This is a genomic window from Labilithrix sp., assembly GCA_019637155.1.
Classification (GTDB): Bacteria; Myxococcota_A; Polyangia; order Polyangiales; family Polyangiaceae; genus Labilithrix.
In genome coordinates, this window is the sequence record JAHBWE010000002.1 from 154,018 (window position 1) to 171,060 (window position 17,043).

Consider the following 17,043-nt stretch of genomic DNA (forward strand, 5'->3'; position numbering starts at 1 on the left):
GAGGAAGCGCAAGCGCGTGAGCGCGTCTATTCTGTTCGCGTGAAGAGGGCGTGGGCGTGGATCGGTGCGACGGTGCTCGCGTGCGCCGTCGCGTGCGCCACCACGCCGCCGCCCGCGCCGCCGCTGGCCGAGCCGGCGCCGCCGGAGGACGCGGGTGTAGAGGAACACGACGGCGAGGCGCACGCGGAAGAAGAAGAGGAGGAGGACGCGTCCGCGCCGCCGGAGGAATTCACGAACCTGATGCCCGTCGACGCGGGGCTCCTCCCTCCCGTCTCGAAGCTCAGCTACGAGCAGGCGACGGCGACGCCCGAGCCGCTGAGCGACAGGGACGATCATCTGCATCTCACCGACGTGCAGCTCATGGAGCCGATGCGCGGCGTGCCCTCGCACTGCCGCGTCCCGGCGAAGGCGAAGGTCACCGTCAAGGCGGCGATCCGGGAGGGCCGCGCGATCGGCGTCACCGTGCGCGTCGTCATGCCGAAGACGAAGAAGCCGAAGAAGCCGACGAAGGCGCAGAAGGACGCGGCGAAGGCGCGCGCGAAGTCGGTCGCCGCGCTCGTCACGTGCGTCGACCGCACCGTGCGCGGCCTCACGTGGCCGCCGAGCCGCCGCCGCGACACGATCACGACGACGTTCTGATCCGATCGCTACTCGGTCGCGTCCGCCGGCTCTGCGTCCATCGCGTTCGAGTGGGCGAAGCACGAGAAGCGCGGGTTGCGCGTGCACGCGATCGGCTCCGCGGGGCGCTCCTCGGTGAGGGCGTGCCGCGCGTCGAGGTCGCGCACGAGCGCGTTCGTGCGCGCGTCGAGCATCTTCGTCGTCGCGGCCTCGTCGGCGCCCATGCAGTCGACCCAGATCGTCCACACCGTGTCGCAGGCGAGCTGGATCGTCGAGGGATCGAACGACGGCACGAGCTCGGGCTCCGCCTCGTACGACGCCCAGTTGTCGTTCAGGAAGGAGCCGACCCCGACGTACGGCGCGCCGCGCGTCTTCAGCTGGTTGAACCCGCGCGTAGGGTGGCCGTTGTCGTCGGTCGTGAGCGGCGCGTCGCTCGGAGGTGCAACCGGGATGTTGCTCGAGTTCGCGTCGCGGACCCATTGCTCCACCGTGACCGGTCCGGGCTCGAGCGCGCGATCGATGACCATCGGCTCCGCGATCCTCACGTTCGGCCCCGGCATCAGCACCGCCGCGATGTGGTACTGCCACTTGACCGCGCGGCCGCCGGTCGCCGGATAGGTGACGGGGTTGCCGGCGCGATCGACCGGCTCGAACTCGGCCTGGTTCGACGCGACGTCGGAGTTCCAGCGGAGGTTGATGATCTGCTGGCGCACCGGGATGCCGCGCGACGCGAGCTCCATCGACATGAAGTACGAGCGCGCGAAGCAGCCGTCGGGCGAGTACGCCCACGGGAGGTAGTCGAAGTCGCGCGTCGCCCAGACGTCGTTCATGACCTTCACCGCGTCGGGCGCGATCTCGACGACCGCCTGCGAGCCCGCCGCCGCGCCCTCGTCCGCGGCGCGGCACGCGACGAGCGAGGCGGCGACCAGCAGCGCGAGCGAGAGCCTCATGCCCGCCGACCTGCACGCGACGAGCCACCTGCCCACAATGTGCGTCCGTAGTGTTTCCAGGACCTTGCCAACCCGATCTGGATCCGAGGCGGCTCAGGAGCGGATATCTTCTCCGCGATGACCGAGATCGAGCCCGTTCGCTTCTATTTCGATTTCATCTCGCCATACGCGTACCTCGCGTGGACGCAGATCCACCGCGTCGCGGCGGGGCGTGAGGTCGAAGCGGTGCCGGTGCTGTTCGCGGCGCTCCTCGATCATCATGGAACGAAGGGACCCGCCGAGATCGCGGCGAAGCGGCGTTACCTCCTGTTCGACACCCTCCGCAAGGCGCGCGCGCTCGGCGTCCCGCTCGGGGTGCCGAAGCATCATCCGTTCAACCCGCTCCTCGCGCTGCGCGTGGCGTCCGTTCCGAACGACGCGGCGACGCGGCGGCGCATCGTCGATCGGCTCTACGCCGCGGTGTGGAGCGGCGAAGGCGCGAACCTCGAGGACGCCGCCATCGTCGCGCGCCTCCTCACCGAGCTCGGCGTCGACGCGGAGCGGACGATCGCGGACGCGACGTCGGCGGAGGGAAAGGCGCGCGTGAAGGCGCAGACGGAGCGCGCGATCGCGGACGGCGTGTTCGGCGTGCCGACGACGATCGCCGGCGGCGAGCCGTTCTGGGGCGTCGACGCGCTGGGCGATCTCGAGCGCTTCCTCCGCGACGCTCGCCCCACCGTCGACGCCGAGATCCTCGCGCGGTGGAGCGCCCTCACGCCGAGCGCGGAGCGAAAGCAGGCGCGTTGATCGCCGGCACGGCTGGATCTGGATCGGCGGACCATCGCCCGCAGGCGTCGCGCAGCAGCGCGCGTTGCGGCCGATCGGCGGCGCCGGCGGCGATCGCGAGGGAGCGGCGGCGCGTGCCGATCGGCCGCACGTCGCGGCCGATCGGCCGCAGCGCTCCTGGAACGTGCGTTGCGGTAGCGCGACGGCATGAAGGCGCTCCATCTCCTCCTCGCTCTCGGTTGTGTTCCGCTCCTCGCGCTCGGCTGTGTCGGTGACGGCATCGGCGACGACGACGACGACGAAGACGGCGGCGAGCCGGTCGGGGAGACGACGTCGGAGATCTCGAGCGGCGTCGCGTCCCCCGTCCCCGGGCGCCGCGTCTCGTTCGCGTACGGCGTGAGGCGCGCGAGCTACGCCGCGGGCTATCACACCGGCGACGACTACGCGGCGCCGGCGGGCACGAACGTCGTCGCGGTGCGCGCCGGCACGATCCGCTGGTCGAACGGAAACGGCGGCGCGTACGGCCAGTGGATCGGGCTCGACGCCGACAACGGTCGCACGTACGTGTATTGCCACCTCTCGGCGCGCTCGGTCGCGGTGGGCGCGAAGGTGACGGCGGGGCAGGTCATCGGGAAGGTCGGCTCGACCGGCAACAGCACCGGCCCGCACCTCCACTTCGAGGATCACCCGCTCGGTCCGTTCCGCTACGCCGCCGGGCGAAAGCCGAGTTGGTCCGGTCCCGCTCTCTCGGTCTGCGTCGCGAACAGCACCTATTGCGGCGGCCCGACCTCGAAGGTGAAGGGCGACGTCGGCGCGCTCTACCGCTGCAACGCCGACGGCGCCGGCGCGACGAAGATCGAGGCGTGCGCCGCGGGCTGCCAGGTCAATCCGGGCGCGAACGATCGCTGCCAGTAGCCGCGCGCGTCGCCTCGTCGACGCGATCGAGGTAGCGCGTGAGCTCCTTCCGCTTCGCGACCTCCGCCGCGGTGTGCTCGACGACGGGCATGCGGAGCGAATGGAGCTGCGCGAAGAGCCCGATGTCCGCGGCGGTGACGTTGGGGCCGAGCCAGAAGCCCTCGCTCGGCGCGCGCGCGTCGAGGTCGTCGAGCGCGGTCGCCATGCGCGCGTAACACGCGTCGAGACCGTTTCGGAGGAAGTCACGCTCGACGAGCTTCTTCACCGTGCCGCGGCGGATCGTGCTCGCCACGATCGTCCGCACGACGGGAGGGAGCGCGCCGAAGAACGCGTCGCGCGGCACGTGCCAGCCGCGATCGTCGGCCCAGCGCGAGGCGAGGACGAAGGGATAGAGGAGCGTGTCCGCGAGCTCCTCCCACAGCCACGCCTCGGCCTTGCCGCGCGCGTCGAGGTCCTTGCTGAACACCCCGGGCTTCAGCTCTTCGATGCGCTTCATGATGCGCGTCGAGTCGGCGACCTTCTCGTCGCCGAACACGACGACGGGCAGCTGTCCGGCGGGGTTCAGCTCCTTGAGGCGGACCATGTTCGCGTACGCGTGCTCGAACTCGAGACCGGCGAAGCGCAGCGCGCGCGAGGCTTGCAGCACGAAGGGGGAGTACGAGTCCCAGCCGTCGAGCCCGGTCTTCGCGGGGAAGTCGTAGAGAGTGATCTTCACGGCGACCACGATACTCGAACCCGGCGGCTCTATAGTGACGAGCGATGAAGGCTCGTCATGGGTGGGGCGCCGCCGTCGTTGCGGCCGTGGTGCTCGGGCCGCGGATCGCGGCGGCGTGCGCGCCGGCGCCGCGGGCGCGTGAGCGCGTCGCGGTGGCGGAGGAGTCCGCGATCATCGTCTGGGACGAGGCGGCGAAGAGGGAGCACTTCATCCGCCGCGCGTCGTTCCGCTCGGAGGCGCGCGACTTCGGCTTCCTCGTGCCGACGCCGTCGCGCCCCGAGCTGGCCGAGGCCGACGAGACCGCGTTCGAGGAGCTCGAGTCCGCCGTTCGTCCCGAGCTCGAGTACCGCGAGCACACGGCGGTGGAGCCGACGCTGCTCCTCCTCTTCCCGTTCATGTTCTACTCCCGGAGCGCCGCCGCGCCGGAGATGGCGCCGGTGCGGGTGCTCGAGGCCAAGCGCGTCGGCGACTACGACGCGACCGTGCTCGAGGCCGACGACGCGGGCGCGCTCGGCGACTGGCTCACGCAGCGCGGCTACGCGAAGGGCCAAGCGCTGACGGAGTGGCTCGTCCCCTACGTCGAGAAGAAGTGGAAGCTCACCGCCTTCAAGATCGCCGACGACGTCGACGCCGGCGCCTCCACGCGCGAGCTCGGCACGCGCGCGGTGCGGATGTCGTTCACGACCGATCGCCCCTTCTTCCCGTACCGCGAGCCGCGCGATCAGCGGGAGTCGCTCCCGCCCCACCTCTCGAGCACGCGCTCGCTCCGCGTCTTCTTCTTCGGCGCGGGCCGCGCGGCGGCGACGATCGGCGCCGGCGCGACCGTGTTCCCCGGGAAGACGACGTGGTCGGGTCCGCTCCACGCCGGCCATGTCCCGCACCTCTCCGTCGCGCTCCCCGCGGGCGCGTGGCTCACGGCCTTCGAGGACGACGCGTCGCCGCGCCCCGGCGTCGACGAGCTGTGGCTCGATCGCGCGAAGGAGCAGTCGCCGGTGAAGCCGCCGCCCACCGTCGTGTCGAGGGCGCGCCCGATCCCACTCCCGCTCGATCTCCTCGCGCTCGTCGGCGTGATCGTCTTCTTCGTCGTCCGCCGGGTCCGCCGCGCGCGCCGTCAGCGCGCTTGAACGAAGTTCCCGGCCCCGGCGGGACCTCCTGGTCGCCTATCTTCGTCGTATGAACCTCGAGGTCGTCGTCTATGCGATGGGGGTGGGTCGGATCTTGATCGGGCTCGCGCCGATCGCGGCGCCGCGGCTCACGTCGAAGCTGCTTCGCTTCCCGGAAGAGCACGACAACGCGTCTGCGCGGCTGATGGGGCGCTACTTCGGCATCCGTGACGTCGGGCTCGGCGTGTTGACCTTCCACTTCGTCGGGGACGTGGCCGCGCTCCGATGGCTGTTCCTCTTCCAGGCCGCGACCGACGGCGCCGACGCGTTCGCGACCGCGCCGCTCTTGCGCGATCCCAAGACACGCCGCGCGGCGCTCGCGTGCCTCACCTTCGCGCTCGGCGGAGGGTCGCTTTGGCTCGTCGTGCGGTCGCTACTGTGAGTCGCCTACCCGAGCGGGCGTAGGTCGCCGAGCAATGTCGGGAGCAGCTCCGACACCGTGGGGTGGATGCCGACGGCGTGGGTGAGCGTCTTCGCGGTGGCGCGTGCGTACATCGCGTAGAGGAGGCCGTGGATCGCCTCGTCGCCGTCGACGCCGAGGATGGTGGCGCCGGCGATCTCCTGCGTCTCCGCGTCGACGACGGCCTTCATGAAGCCCTGCGGCTCACCCTTCTCCACCGCGCGCATCACGCGCGTCATCGGACGATGCGCGACGAGGTACCGCTTGCCGCTCGCGCGCGCCGCGGTCTCGCTCATGCCGACGCGGGCGAGCGGAGGATCGATGTAGATCGCATACGCGTCGATGCGGTCGGTCACCTTGCGCGGCTCGCCGTCGAGCAGGTTCGCGGCGACGATCTCGTAGTCGTTGTACGCCGTGTGCGTGAAGGCCCCGCGGCCGTTGACCTCGCCCAGCGCCCAGATGCCGGGCGTGCTCGTGCGGAGCTGATCGTCGACCACGACGTAGCCGCGCGCGTCGAGCTCCACGCCCGCGCGCTCGAGCCCGAGGTCGTCGGTGTTCGGCTGGCGGCCGGTGGCGAGGAGCACGTGCGAGCCGCTCACGCCGGGCGCCACCTTCACGTCGTCGCCGTCGCCGTCGCCGGCGCGCTCGAGCGCGAGGCACTCCACGCCGGTGCGGACGTGAATGCCCTCCGCCTCCAGGATGCTCGTCACCGCGGCGGACACGTCCTCGTCCTCGCGCGCGAGCAAGCGCGCGCCGGCCTCGACGATCGTGACCTCGCTCCCGAACCGGCGATACATCTGCGCGAACTCGAGCCCGAGCGGGCCGCCGCCGACGACCACGAGGTGCCGCGGCAGCGTCTCGAGCTCGAGGAGCGAGGAGTGCGTGAGGTAAGGGACGTCCGCGACGCCGCGGAGCGAGGGGATACGCGCGCGCGCGCCCACGTTGACGAAGATGCGCTCCGCGCTCAGCACGTCGCCGCCGACCGCGATCGTCGTCGGCGACTCGAAGCGCGCGTGCCCCTCTCGCACCGTGAGGCGCGCGGTGCCGCGGAGCCACGCCGCGAGCCCTTCGCGCGACGTGGCCGAGACCGCCTTCGCGCGTGCCTTCGCGCGCGCCACGTCGAACCCGATCGGACCGGAGAGATCGACGCCGTACTCGCCCGCCCTCCGCGCCTGATGCGCCGCCTTCGCGCTCGCGATGAGCGTCTTCGTCGGCGTGCAGCCGGTGTTGACGCACGTACCCCCGAGGAGCTTCCGCTCCACGATGGCGACGGTCTGCCCAGCCTCCGCGAGGCGCACCGCGAGCGACGGCCCCGCCTGGCCGGCGCCGATCACGATCGAGTCGAAGCGTTTCATCTCCCGCGCCGTAGCACACGGGCGGTGGAACGTGGGCGCGAGCTCGCCGTGGCTCAGCGCAGCGTCGAGACGAGGCCGCCGCCCTCCGGCAGCGAGTACGACTTGGTCCAGACGCGCATCGCGTGCCGCTTGCCCGCGTGACCGTGGGCGACGCGCAAGGTCGCGTCGCACTGCGCGCCGAGGTCGAGGGCGATCGGGTTCGATGCGTCGAACGGATGATCGTTGCCGTTCGCGAAGCCGGGGTGGCGGCACAGCCCCGCGACGTCGACCTTGCCCATCGCGTGGCGACCTTCGGGACAAGCGCCGGCGACGGCGAGCGGCGCCGAGAGCACGCCCGCCGCGAGCGGCGCGATCTCGTACGGATCGTCGGGGCTCGCCTCCGCGCTCGCGACCACGCGCGGCGCGGCGTCGAAGAGCCACTCGACGATCGCGCTGCTCGCGGCGGTGACGGCGGCGACGTGTTTGGCCGAGCCGCGGTCGACGACGTCGGGGTGGCAGAACTCGCCGTAGAACGTGCCGTGCGCGGGAGCGTAGGTCTTGCCGAGCGCGGGCGTCAGCGTGAGCCCCGGCGACCAGGGGCTCGACTGCGCCTGGAGCGGGAGCGCCTGATCGTTCGCTCCTTCCCAGAAGCCGGGGATGCAGGACGACGCGCTGACGAGCGAGAGCACGTGCCGCTCGCGCGCGAGCCAGTCGAGCGCGGGCACGCCGGAGACGAGCCCCGAGTACTCGCACCACCCGTCGCTCTTGAACAGCTTGCAGCCCGTGACGTAGCTCGTCGGACCGATGACGTCGTACTTGGGGCTCTGGAGCGCGTCGATCATGCCGTGCACCGTCACGACGCCGGCGACGCGATCGCGCATCTCCGGCGAGGCGCCGACCTCCGCCACGACGCGGCCGCCGGTGGAGTGACCGACGAAGACGATGTTCCTCCCGGTCGGGAAGACGGCGTTCGTCTTCGCGATCAGCTGCGCGCGCCACGCGTTGGCGGTGGGGAGGCCGGTCCCGTCCTTGAGGTCGTCGAACCGCGGCGAGACGAGCTCGCCGCTCGCGTCGGTGTAAATGTTCACGCGCGCCGTCGAGACGGCGACCCGCTCGTCGCCGCGCGCCGCGATGCGCTCGACGACGCCGCGCTCCAGATCGACGAGCTGCTCGTGCGCCACGCGCCGGCCCGCGTCGGCCTGGGTGACGCCGTGAACGAAGACGATCTGGAGCTCGACCTTCGGCGCGCCGGAGCGAGACGCGCTCAGCGACGTCCCCTCCGGCGAGGATTCGCCGTTCTCGCCACACGCGAGAAGTCCACCAAGGACGAGGCACGGCGCCCAGCGCAGGGAACGCATCGCCGACGCGGTAGCACACGCCGCCGGAATGGCCAGCGCCGGCTCCCCCTACTTCACGCAGTCGTAGCCACGAATGCAGCCGTCGGTCTCGACGCCGCGGAGCGTCCCGCCCTGCGCGGCGCAGGCGTCGACCCGTCCCTTCGACGGCGGCGAGACCTTCGGGCACGGGGTCTTCCTTCCTCCATCGCCCGCGCCCGCGGGCTGGACGGCGGGCTGGACCGAGGCGTCGAGCGCCTCCACCGTGGACGCGTCTCGCTCGTCGCCCGCGTCGACGACGGGCGCCGCCGCCTCGGGAGCCTCGGGCGCCTCCGCCTCCTTGACCTCCGCGTCGATCGCCGCCGGCGTGCGCTCGCGCGCGCAGTCGCCCTCGCAGCTCGCGACGGCGAGAGCGACAGCGAAGGAACCCCAACTCGAGCGGCGCATGCTCCCGGGATACCACGACGCGCCTTCGAAGTGCTGCGTCGCGCGCGCGGTCCGCGCGGTCGCGTCGGTCTTGACGTGAGCGGAGCGCGACCCATGTTGGCCGCCGCCATGAGCAGGAGCAGCGCCGTCTCGTACACGCCGGACCTCGGCGATCACGTGCTGGTGCCCGGCTGCGCGCTGCTGCCGGGCGTCGGGCGGGTCATCGCGTTTCACGCGGGTCGCCCCGTCGTGGAGTCCGTCGCGTGCCCCAACATCACGATCACCGTCGCGTCGACCACGCGCGTCGTCCGCGAGCGGTGCCGCGAGCACGCGGACTGCCTCTCGTGCGAAGAGCTCGCGATCGACTGCGCCCGCTGGACGCGCGAGCGCCTCAGTGCCCGCCGCCGCGTGAGCCGCGCGTGAGCCGCGCGAGGGCTGGAGTCGTGCGGGGCACGTGGTAGCCTACGTCGCACCGTGGGGAGTGACCTCGAGACACGTATCGCGAAGCTCGGTCGGCTCGTGGCGGAGGCGCGTGAGCTCGCCGACGTCGCGAAGTACTTTCACGATCAGCTCGTCCCGTTCCCGCCGTTCCTCGACGAGGGGGTTCAGGCCGAGCACAAGCCGCTCCAGCAGCTCGTGCGCGGCATCGCGACCTCGTACGACGTCAAGATCCCGGAGGGGCAGGGGAAGCTCCTTCACCTCCCGCGGTTTTCCTTGTGGCACGGCGCGCTCGGCCACGCCATCGGTCCGATGGCGGTCATCATCTACTTCGATGACCAGCACCGCGGCGTGGCGAGCTTCGGGACGATCTCCAATCCGCGGACCCACTACATCCGCTTCTCTCTCCCCGAGCAGGCGCGCGATCCGAATCACGATCTCGGGGGAATGAAGATCGAGAGCGCGCGCGTCGGGCCACGCGGCTCGGCCTGATCGAGGCTCGAGCGCCTGCACCAATTTGGTGCACCGGGGTCGTCGCTGCCGAGCGTCGACCCTAGGTTTTTCGGGGACGACGCGGCGGCACTGCGCGTGCAGGAGGGGCGACCATGGAGATTCCGCGGTGGGGCCGAGTGACGGCGCAGGCGAACGAGTTCCTGATCCAGATGCGTGACGGCAAGGTGCTGCGCGCGGGGCAGGGGCTCTCCTGCTTCAAGTGGCCGTCCGACAGCGTCGCGATCGTGCCGACGGCGATCGCGAAGCTCGGGTTCGCGGCCGATCAGGTGACGGTCGAGAAGGTCGGGGTCGAGGTGCGCGGGCTCGCGGTGTATCGCATCGCGGAGCCGCTCCTCGCGTATCGGATGATCGACCTCGATCGCTCCTCGCTCACCGAGATCCTGAGCGAGATGTTCGTCGGCGCGACGCGCCGCATCGTCGCGAGCCTGACGCTCGACGAGTGCATCCGTCATCGCAAGGACCACATCGCGAGCGCGCTGATGGAGGAGATCCGTCCCATCCTCGCGGGGGAAGGCGCGAGCGACGACACGAGCGCGACGGGGTGGGGAGTCGTCCTCGACACGATCGAGATCCAGGACGTGCGCGTCCTCTCGGAGGAGGTCTTCCAGCGGCTCCAGGCGCCGTTCCGCGAGCGGCTCGCCCTCGACGCGCTCGTCGCCGAGAACCACGTCACCGAGGAGCGCACGAAGCTCGAGCGCGAGCGGCGAAGCTCGGAGGAGACCGCGCGCCGCGAGCTCATGGCGGTCGAGGAGGCGCGCATGGCGGCGGAGCGGCGGCGCGAGGAGGAGCGGCGCGCGCACGAGGACGCGCTCGCGGCACGGCGCCTCGAGGCCGACCTCGCCCGCGCGCGCGTCAAGGCGGAGGCCGACCGCGAGCGAGCGCTCGTCGAGCTCGCGGCGAAGCGTGAGGCGGCGGAGGCGGAGGCCGCCATCCTCGAGATGCATCGCAAGGCGCACTGCGACCTCAGCGAGGCGCGCCTCCGCGAGATCATGCTCACCGAAACGATGCCGGAGCTCGCGCGCGCCTTCCGCGGCACCTTCGACCGCGTCAACGTCACCTCGACGAACACGGATCCGTTCGCCTTCGTCTCGGCCGGGATCGATCACGTCCTCGCGGCGGTTCAGCACGCGAAGAAGTAGCGGCCGCGCTCGCGGCGTCACTGCGCGCGGTCGAGGCGCTCGAGGAGGAAGCGGAAGGTCGGCTCGAAGCGCTCGAGGTGATGGGAGTGACCGTGCTCGGTCGCCTCGAAGCGCGTCGCGACGCCGAGCGCGTCGAGCTCCTGCGCGAAGCTCTCCGCCGGCGCGAAGAGCTCGAAATCGTCTCTTCGGCCGACGATGATCATGATTCGACCGGAGAGATCCTTTTTTACGCGTTCGACGAGCTTGGGATCGCGGACGAGGCCGTGCGGGGTCTTCGCGACCCACTGCGCGAGCACCTCCTCGTCCGCCAATCCGGTATCGAGATCGATCGGATAACGAAAGCCGCGCGGCGCGGCGCCGTCGGGCGACCAGCTCGCGGCCCAGCTCGTGAACTGGCCCGCGCCGCCGACCGTGCCTTCGATATGGGCCCAGTTGCGAAGCCAATCGTGCGCGCGGCGGGTGCCGGGCGCGAGGAGCCACTTCTCGACGTCGGGCGCGTCGGGGGAGGAGGCGCCGATCGCGGAGAAGAGATCCGAATGGCGCATTCCGAGCGATAGTGCGTTGTAGCCGCCCGTCGATTGACCCATCAGCGCGCGCGCGGTCCGGCGAGGGAGGATGGGGAGCTCGCGCTCGAGGGTGGGGAGCGCCTTCTTGACGAAGAAGGTGTCCCACGCGCCCATCGGCGCGGTGTCTTCGAAGTACGTGGAGCCGAGGGGGACCGACGTGTCGACGCCGACGAGGACGGCCTCGCGCCCCATCTCCGTCGCGATCGCGTCGAAGCGCTCTCCCGCGTGGCGCCGGCCGGCGAGATAGGACATGTCGGTCGATCCGAAGCCGGGCAGGAGCAGGATGACGGGATAACGCCGCTTCGCGTCTGCCTTCCATGACGCCGGGAGGTACGCGCAGAAGCGCCGCTTGCCGAGCTGCGCGTCCTCGACGAGGAGCAGCTTGTAGCGCTCGCCGGCGCAGCGCTCCTTCGGCGGGGACGGGGCGGCGGGGTTGGGCGCGAGCGTGAGCGGGCCGCCGCCGGCCGCGCTGCTCGCGACCAGGCCCTTGCCGCCGCCCTGGAACGTCGCCCAGAACGTGTGCCCCACGTCGAGGATCGCGACCGCGACCGCGTCGGCCGGCGCGCGCGGCAGCTCGTACGCGACGCGCGGCGTCTTGGCGAGGTCCACGTCCGCGGCGCTCACCGTCATCCGATCGATCATGCGCCGGATGGTCGCGAGCGTGAGGTCGCCGCTCGCGAATTCGCGCTCCTCGTCCTGCGTGCGCCACGTGAGCACGAGGCGGCCCTTCGCGCTCGAGCCGGCGGGCGCGAGGACCTCGCCGCGGACCCCGGTCGCCGGCGCGGGCGGCGGAGCGGGCGGCGCGATCGCCGTCGTCAGGGGCGGAACCGCGGGCGGCGGTGACTCGTGACAGCCGGCGATGACGATCACGAGCCCGAGCGAGCGCCGCCACATGGACGCAGCGTACCCGGCCGGCGCTACTTCGGAAGACGGGACACGCGACCGTCGCTCGGCGAGGCCCAGTACACGTGCGTCGCCGTGACGGCGACGAGGCGCGCCGACACGTTGGCGGGGAGCGCCGCGTCCTGCGCGAGCACGAGCGGCGTCCCCCCGGTCGTCGGCGCGCGCTCGAGGCGGCCGCTGTCGCCGTCGATCCAGTAGAGGAAGCCCTGATCGTGGACGAGCGAGCGCGGTCGCCGCCGCTCCGTCACCAGGGTGGTGGCGCCTCCGCCGTTCTTGTCGGACCTCCGAATTTCGGTCGCCGTCGTCCAGTAGAGCGACGTGGCGTCCGTCGCGATCGAGTGGAGGCCGTCCTGGCCGTTCACGATCGCCGCGGGGCCGCCGCCGCCGCCGAGGGGAGCCTTCACGATCGTCCGCGCGGTGCGATCGACCCAGTACAGGTTGTTGTCGTCCAGCGCGAGGCCGAAGGGGTCGCTGTTCGCCGTCGAGATCGTGCTCGCGGACGTGAGGTTGTGGTTGTTGCGACGGACCTCGCCCGGGTCGCGGCTGTAGAAGAGCTGGGTCGAGCTCGCGACGACGTCGCGTATGCGCTCCGTCGTCGCCGAGTCGCCCGAGCCGCCGCCCAGCGAGTAGTAGGCGAGCGTGTCGTTCGTGCCCACGACGAGCCGTGACGCCGTGAGCGTCAGCGCACTTCCGTTGCTCGAGGAGCTCGGCATGTCGGAGCCGCGCACGCCGGCGAGGCTGAAGCGCTGGACGACGCCCGGGTTCGCGATGAAGACGTCGCTCCCGACCGCGATCGCGCGCGGCTCCGTCAGCGCGGCGACCGGCTCTCGGTTGCACAGACCGCCCGTACACCCGCGGCCGCCGCACGAGTGCCCGCACGCGCCGCAGTCGTTCTCCGACGTAAGGACGTCGCCGCACTCCGAGACCGGCGGGTCGATCGTCGCGTCGCCCCCGCCGGCGGCATCCGGGACGCCCGGTTCGGGCAGCGTCGCGCCGGCGTCCTCCGGCGTCGGTGTCGGTGTCGGCCCGCCGTCGAGCGCGGGGCCCGTGCCCACGACGTCGAGACCGCACGCGAACAGCGCAACGAACGAGAGCAAAGCGAGCCCCCCGGCTGCGCGACGCATTCGATCCAAAGTGTACCACCGCCCGGAGCGCGCTCCGCCCGCTTGCGTATCTGTTATAATGAACGTATATCTATTATTATGATGAGAGAGCTTCGGATCCTCGTCGTGGGGGGAATGACGCGGCTCGAGCCCTACTACCGCGACGCGCCGGCCGGGATCGTCATCGACATCGCGTCGGTGGACTGTCCGTCGCTGGAGGAGCGCGCCGCCACGGCCGACGGGTTGGTCCTCGTCGTGGGGACGGTCTCGCACGCGGCCGCCACGAAGGTGCGGCTCGTCGCGCGGCGCCGCGACATCCCGCTCCGGTCGGCGATGGGCCCGGGCGTATCGCGCGTGCGCGCGGCCATCGCGACGGCGTACCTGGACGCGCGCGCGAGCGCTTGACAGCCTTGTCTGTTATAATAGATACTAGTCTCGCATGAAGGACATGGCGCTCCCCTCGGTCACGCTCGGCGCAACGCGCGCGTGTCGCTGTCGTCCGGCGGGAGCGGGTCCTCCGATCGCGGCGCGTTGATGCGCGATCGGCTGCGTCCGAGCCCGCCGGCACCGACTGCCGGCGGGCTCGCGTCATTTTTCGTTCGAGGTCCTCATGAGCATCCACGTCCAGATCGCCACCTCCTTCCTGTCCCCGAGCAGGCGGCCCACGATCGAGCTGTCCTTCCAGCTCGGGACGACGCGGCTCGAGATCGTGGCGCGCTTCGACGTCGTGCGCGTTCGAAGGGCGCGATGAGGCCGCTCCGGCTGGTCGCGGCGGTGCCGCTCGTTCGATCCGTCGCCGGTGTCGCCGCGCTCGTCGTCGGCGCGGTTCGTCTCCTGATCTTCGAGGACCTGATCGGCGATGATACGTAGAGCACGCAAGACCCATCGACCGCGCGCCGGATCGCGGCGCGAGCGCCACGACGCGAACGACGGGAACGACCTCTCCTTCCTCGCGCTCGGACCGAGCCCGCGCCTCCACGGCGCGCCGATCGTCGTGCGGCTGGCGGATGGCGCCGGCGTGCGCGTCCGCCCGCTCCGCGCGTCGGACGAGCCCGCGCTCCGCGCCGCGTTCCACGCGCTCTCGCCGTGGTCGCGCTACCAGCGCTTCCTCGGCCAGGTCTCCGATCTGGACGCCGGGATGTGGCGCCACCTCTGCCGCGTCGACCTCCGCGACCACGTCGCGCTCGCCGCGTTCACGGACGAGCAGCGCATCGTCGGCGTCGCGCGCTTCATCCGCATCCCGGGAGACTGGTCGATCGCGGAGGTCGCCGTCACCGTCGCCGACGACTGGCAGCAACGAGGCCTCGGCACGCACCTGCTCGAGGCCCTCACCGATCTCGCCGGCGATCTCCGCGTCCGGAGCTTCGTCGCCCACGCCTTCGCGAGCAACGTCGCGATCCATCGCCTCCTCGCGAAGGCGGGTCCCATGACCGTGTCGCGCGACGGCCCGGAGAGCACGATCGTCGTCGAGCTCCGAGCGTCGACCACCCCATCCGGAGCCTGAAGCATGCCGTGCTCTCGTGCGGGACCGACGGTAGCGCCGCCGCGCGTCGATACGCGGCTACACGTGCTGATCGACGAGGATCGGGTTGCCGTCGGGATCGATGACGAGGAAGCTCGCGGGGCCCTTGGTCGACTCGTCGGCGGACGTCGCCGGCTCGATGCCGGCGCTCTTCAGCCGGCGTTGCAGCTCGCGTACGTCGGTGAACGACGCGAGCTCGTTGCACTGGTCGTCCCAGCCCGGGTTGAACGTGAGCGTGTTGCGCTCGAACATCCCCTGGAAGAGGCCGATCACCGCGCTCCCGTTCCGGAGCACGAGCCAGTTCTGCTTCGCGTCGCCGGCGAAGGGCGAGAAGCCGAGCTTCTCGTAGAAGGCGCGAGACGCCTCGATGTCCTTGACCGAGAGGCTGACCGAAAACGTTCCGAGCATCATGGGGCGCACCCTACGATGGAAACGGGATGGCCGACTTGCCAGATCTTGCGAATCGCGACTACGTCGACCGCGTCAACCGCGCGATCGATCACGTCACCCGCAACCTCGCGGAGCCGCTCAAGCTCGAGGAGGTCGCGAAGGTCGCCTGCTTCTCCCCGTACCATTTCCACCGCGTCTTCCGGGCGGTGGTCGGCGAGACGCTCCATGACTTCGTCAAGCGCGTGCGGCTCGAGCGCGCGCTCCACCTCGTCGCCCACGGCGAGGGGTCGCTGACCGAGATCGCGCTCGCGTGCGGGTTCGGCTCGAGCTCCGACTTCTCGCGCAGCTTTCGGAAGCGCTTCGGCGTGTCGCCGCGCGCCTTCGACCTCGACGCGCTCCGGCGCGAACGTCGCGACGAGCTCCTCGGCACGCTCCCCGAGGGGCATCGCGTCGCGCGGCTGCCTGAAGGAGCGAGCCCCGATCGCTTCAAGGTGCGTCTGCGCGACTTGCCCGCGCGCCGCGTCGCCTACCGGCGCGTGTTTCGCCCCTACGAAGGGAACGGCGTCGCCGCGGCGACGGAGCAGATGTTGACCTGGGCGCGCGCGCGCGGGCTCGCGGGAGGGCAGTGGCTCGGGTACCAGTGGGAGGATCCGGAGATCGTCCCGCTCGATCGCTGTCGCTACGACGTCGGGGTCGAGATCGCGGACGACGTCGCGCTCGACGGCGAGGTGAGCGAGGCGAGCTTCCCTCCGATGAAGGTCGCCGAGATCGACGTCGCCGGCTCGATCGACCTGGAGGTTCGCGCGCTGGAGTGGCTCTACGCGACGTGGCTCCCGCGGAGCGGCTTCGTGCCCGACCATCAACCCGGCTTCGAGGCTTGGGTCGGCGAGCCGTTCGCGCACGGCACCGAGCACTTCGAGCTGCGCGTCCAGCTCGCGGTGACGCCGTCCCGCGGAGGGGGATGAGGTGCGGTACGATCGCGCGTCCGGATGGAGGGTGACCGCGAGGAGCCGCCGAACGAGAAGAGGCTCTCGCTCTGCGAGAAGCACGGGCTTCACTTCGATCCGTCCGTGCACGCGGGCTGCACGCTCTGCCGTCGCGACGTCGCGCCGGCGCCCGCCGTTCACGACGGCGCCGCGCGTCGCGTCGTCGTCGCCGGAGCGGTGCTCGTCGTCGTCACGTTCGGCGGCCTGCTCGGGTATCGGCAGTGGACGAGGTCGAAGGCGACGCCGGTCGGGAGCGCCTGCACGATCGACGAGGTCTGCGAGGACGGCGCCGAGTGCGTGCAGCTGATCGGCCGGAGCCCGACGTGCATGCGGTCGTGCCGGATCGCGGCGAGCGGCGAGGACGACTGCGCGTCCGGCTCCATCTGCACGCTCGTCTCGAACAGCGCCAACCCCGACCTCGCCGGGAACTACTGCATCATCGTGCAGTGATCGCGGCTACTCGGGGCAGGACGGGTCGTGCGATCTTCGTCTTTTCGTGTCATCGCTCGTCGAAGGCTAGCGTCGCGCGAGGTACTTCGCGATCAGCTTCGGTCCGTTGCCCTGGAACAAGATGCGTCAGGCGTATGCGCTCATCGCGCTCTGCGAGAAGTACGGTGACGGTCGCGTCGAGGCGGTTTGCCAGAGCGCGCTCGCCTTCGATGTCATCAGCGTGAGCCGTGTCGCGAAGATGTTGAAGGCCGCTTCGAAGCCGGTGCGCCCCGACGCTGGTGGACGTGTCGTGCAGCTTCCGCTGCCTCGCTTCGTTCGACCGGTTGAGCACTTCGAAACGCGTGGTTCGAGCAAGAAGGAGGTGAAGGGATGAGCACGATCGCCTCTCTCAATCCCGAGCTCGTCGACGCGCT

At 71.2% G+C, this 17,043-nt stretch carries 21 protein-coding genes; 12 read left to right on the top strand and 9 right to left on the bottom strand.

What is annotated here, in order from left to right:
• Positions 1–39: 39 nt before the first annotated feature.
• Positions 40–639 (top strand): hypothetical protein, encoded by a 600-nt coding sequence (locus KF837_04460; protein ID MBX3226537.1) that lies wholly within the window; start codon positions 40–42, stop codon positions 637–639.
• Positions 640–647: 8 nt separating this feature from the next.
• Here the strand turns inward: KF837_04460 and KF837_04465 are convergent, their stop codons facing one another.
• Positions 648–1,568: a hypothetical protein gene (locus tag KF837_04465; protein ID MBX3226538.1), complete on the bottom strand. Its 921-nt coding sequence runs from the start codon at positions 1,566–1,568 to the stop codon at positions 648–650.
• Positions 1,569–1,685: 117 nt separating this feature from the next.
• On the opposite strand from KF837_04465, the gene KF837_04470 reads away from it, so the two are divergent.
• On the top strand, positions 1,686–2,354 hold the full coding sequence (locus KF837_04470; GenBank protein ID MBX3226539.1) for a 2-hydroxychromene-2-carboxylate isomerase: 669 nt from the start codon (positions 1,686–1,688) through the stop codon (positions 2,352–2,354).
• 186 nt (positions 2,355–2,540) lie between these two features.
• Positions 2,541–3,248 carry a M23 family metallopeptidase gene (locus KF837_04475; protein ID MBX3226540.1) on the top strand — a complete coding sequence of 236 codons (708 nt, stop codon included), beginning with the start codon at positions 2,541–2,543 and terminating at the stop codon, positions 3,246–3,248.
• Here KF837_04475 and KF837_04480 read toward each other — a convergent pair.
• Positions 3,217–3,963 carry a glutathione S-transferase N-terminal domain-containing protein gene (locus tag KF837_04480; GenBank protein ID MBX3226541.1) on the bottom strand — a complete coding sequence of 249 codons (747 nt, stop codon included), beginning with the start codon at positions 3,961–3,963 and terminating at the stop codon, positions 3,217–3,219. The two genes, KF837_04475 and KF837_04480, sit on opposite strands and share 32 nt — an antisense overlap.
• A 44-nt stretch (positions 3,964–4,007) precedes the next feature.
• On the opposite strand from KF837_04480, the gene KF837_04485 reads away from it, so the two are divergent.
• Positions 4,008–5,087 carry a DUF2330 domain-containing protein gene (locus KF837_04485; protein MBX3226542.1) on the top strand — a complete coding sequence of 360 codons (1,080 nt, stop codon included), beginning with the start codon at positions 4,008–4,010 and terminating at the stop codon, positions 5,085–5,087.
• A gap of 49 nt (positions 5,088–5,136) precedes the next feature.
• Positions 5,137–5,508, top strand: a complete 372-nt coding sequence (locus KF837_04490) for a hypothetical protein (GenBank protein MBX3226543.1) — start codon at positions 5,137–5,139, stop codon at positions 5,506–5,508.
• 5 nt (positions 5,509–5,513) lie between these two features.
• On the opposite strand, the gene KF837_04495 is transcribed toward KF837_04490, so the two are convergent.
• Genes KF837_04495 through KF837_04505 form a run of 3 tightly spaced genes read right to left on the bottom strand, consistent with a single transcriptional unit; the run spans position 5,514 to position 8,641 of the window.
• Positions 5,514–6,881, bottom strand: a complete 1,368-nt coding sequence (locus KF837_04495; GenBank protein MBX3226544.1) for an FAD-containing oxidoreductase — start codon at positions 6,879–6,881, stop codon at positions 5,514–5,516.
• Between the two features lie 53 nt (positions 6,882–6,934).
• Positions 6,935–8,218 (bottom strand): hypothetical protein, encoded by a 1,284-nt coding sequence (locus KF837_04500; GenBank protein ID MBX3226545.1) that lies wholly within the window; start codon positions 8,216–8,218, stop codon positions 6,935–6,937.
• Positions 8,219–8,266: 48 nt separating this feature from the next.
• Positions 8,267–8,641, bottom strand: a complete 375-nt coding sequence (locus KF837_04505) for a hypothetical protein (GenBank protein MBX3226546.1) — start codon at positions 8,639–8,641, stop codon at positions 8,267–8,269.
• Between the two features lie 108 nt (positions 8,642–8,749).
• Here KF837_04505 and KF837_04510 point away from each other — a divergent pair, with 108 nt between their 5' ends.
• The 3 genes from KF837_04510 to KF837_04520 all read left to right on the top strand — a co-directional run bounded on the left by KF837_04510 (position 8,750) and on the right by KF837_04520 (position 10,710).
• The gene (locus tag KF837_04510; protein ID MBX3226547.1) at positions 8,750–9,043 is read left to right on the top strand and encodes a hypothetical protein; all 294 of its coding nucleotides are present in this window, start codon (positions 8,750–8,752) and stop codon (positions 9,041–9,043) included.
• A 51-nt stretch (positions 9,044–9,094) separates the two neighbouring features.
• Positions 9,095–9,550, top strand: a complete 456-nt coding sequence (locus tag KF837_04515) for a hypothetical protein (protein MBX3226548.1) — start codon at positions 9,095–9,097, stop codon at positions 9,548–9,550.
• A 113-nt stretch (positions 9,551–9,663) separates the two neighbouring features.
• Positions 9,664–10,710 (top strand): SPFH domain-containing protein, encoded by a 1,047-nt coding sequence (locus tag KF837_04520; protein ID MBX3226549.1) that lies wholly within the window; start codon positions 9,664–9,666, stop codon positions 10,708–10,710.
• A 17-nt stretch (positions 10,711–10,727) separates the two neighbouring features.
• Here the strand turns inward: KF837_04520 and KF837_04525 are convergent, their stop codons facing one another.
• On the bottom strand, positions 10,728–12,170 hold the full coding sequence (locus KF837_04525; GenBank protein ID MBX3226550.1) for a hypothetical protein: 1,443 nt from the start codon (positions 12,168–12,170) through the stop codon (positions 10,728–10,730).
• A gap of 23 nt (positions 12,171–12,193) precedes the next feature.
• Positions 12,194–13,303: a hypothetical protein gene (locus tag KF837_04530; protein ID MBX3226551.1), complete on the bottom strand. Its 1,110-nt coding sequence runs from the start codon at positions 13,301–13,303 to the stop codon at positions 12,194–12,196.
• A gap of 114 nt (positions 13,304–13,417) precedes the next feature.
• On the opposite strand from KF837_04530, the gene KF837_04535 reads away from it, so the two are divergent.
• Positions 13,418–13,687 (top strand): hypothetical protein, encoded by a 270-nt coding sequence (locus tag KF837_04535; GenBank protein MBX3226552.1) that lies wholly within the window; start codon positions 13,418–13,420, stop codon positions 13,685–13,687.
• A gap of 183 nt (positions 13,688–13,870) precedes the next feature.
• Here KF837_04535 and KF837_04540 read toward each other — a convergent pair whose 3' ends face one another.
• The gene (locus KF837_04540) at positions 13,871–14,161 is read right to left on the bottom strand and encodes a hypothetical protein (GenBank protein MBX3226553.1); all 291 of its coding nucleotides are present in this window, start codon (positions 14,159–14,161) and stop codon (positions 13,871–13,873) included.
• Here KF837_04540 and KF837_04545 point away from each other — a divergent pair.
• Positions 14,142–14,786 carry a GNAT family N-acetyltransferase gene (locus KF837_04545; GenBank protein MBX3226554.1) on the top strand — a complete coding sequence of 215 codons (645 nt, stop codon included), beginning with the start codon at positions 14,142–14,144 and terminating at the stop codon, positions 14,784–14,786. The two genes, KF837_04540 and KF837_04545, sit on opposite strands and share 20 nt — an antisense overlap.
• A 57-nt stretch (positions 14,787–14,843) precedes the next feature.
• Here KF837_04545 and KF837_04550 read toward each other — a convergent pair whose 3' ends face one another.
• A complete protein-coding gene (locus tag KF837_04550) occupies positions 14,844–15,215 on the bottom strand; it encodes a VOC family protein (GenBank protein MBX3226555.1) in 372 nt (123 codons plus the stop codon).
• A gap of 26 nt (positions 15,216–15,241) precedes the next feature.
• Here KF837_04550 and KF837_04555 point away from each other — a divergent pair, with 26 nt between their 5' ends.
• Together KF837_04555 and KF837_04560 are read left to right on the top strand one after the other, a co-directional pair.
• On the top strand, positions 15,242–16,159 hold the full coding sequence (locus KF837_04555) for an AraC family transcriptional regulator (protein MBX3226556.1): 918 nt from the start codon (positions 15,242–15,244) through the stop codon (positions 16,157–16,159).
• Positions 16,160–16,183: 24 nt separating this feature from the next.
• Positions 16,184–16,630, top strand: coding sequence for a hypothetical protein (locus KF837_04560; GenBank protein ID MBX3226557.1), 447 nt, complete (start codon positions 16,184–16,186; stop codon positions 16,628–16,630).
• Positions 16,631–17,043: the final 413 nt, after the last annotated feature.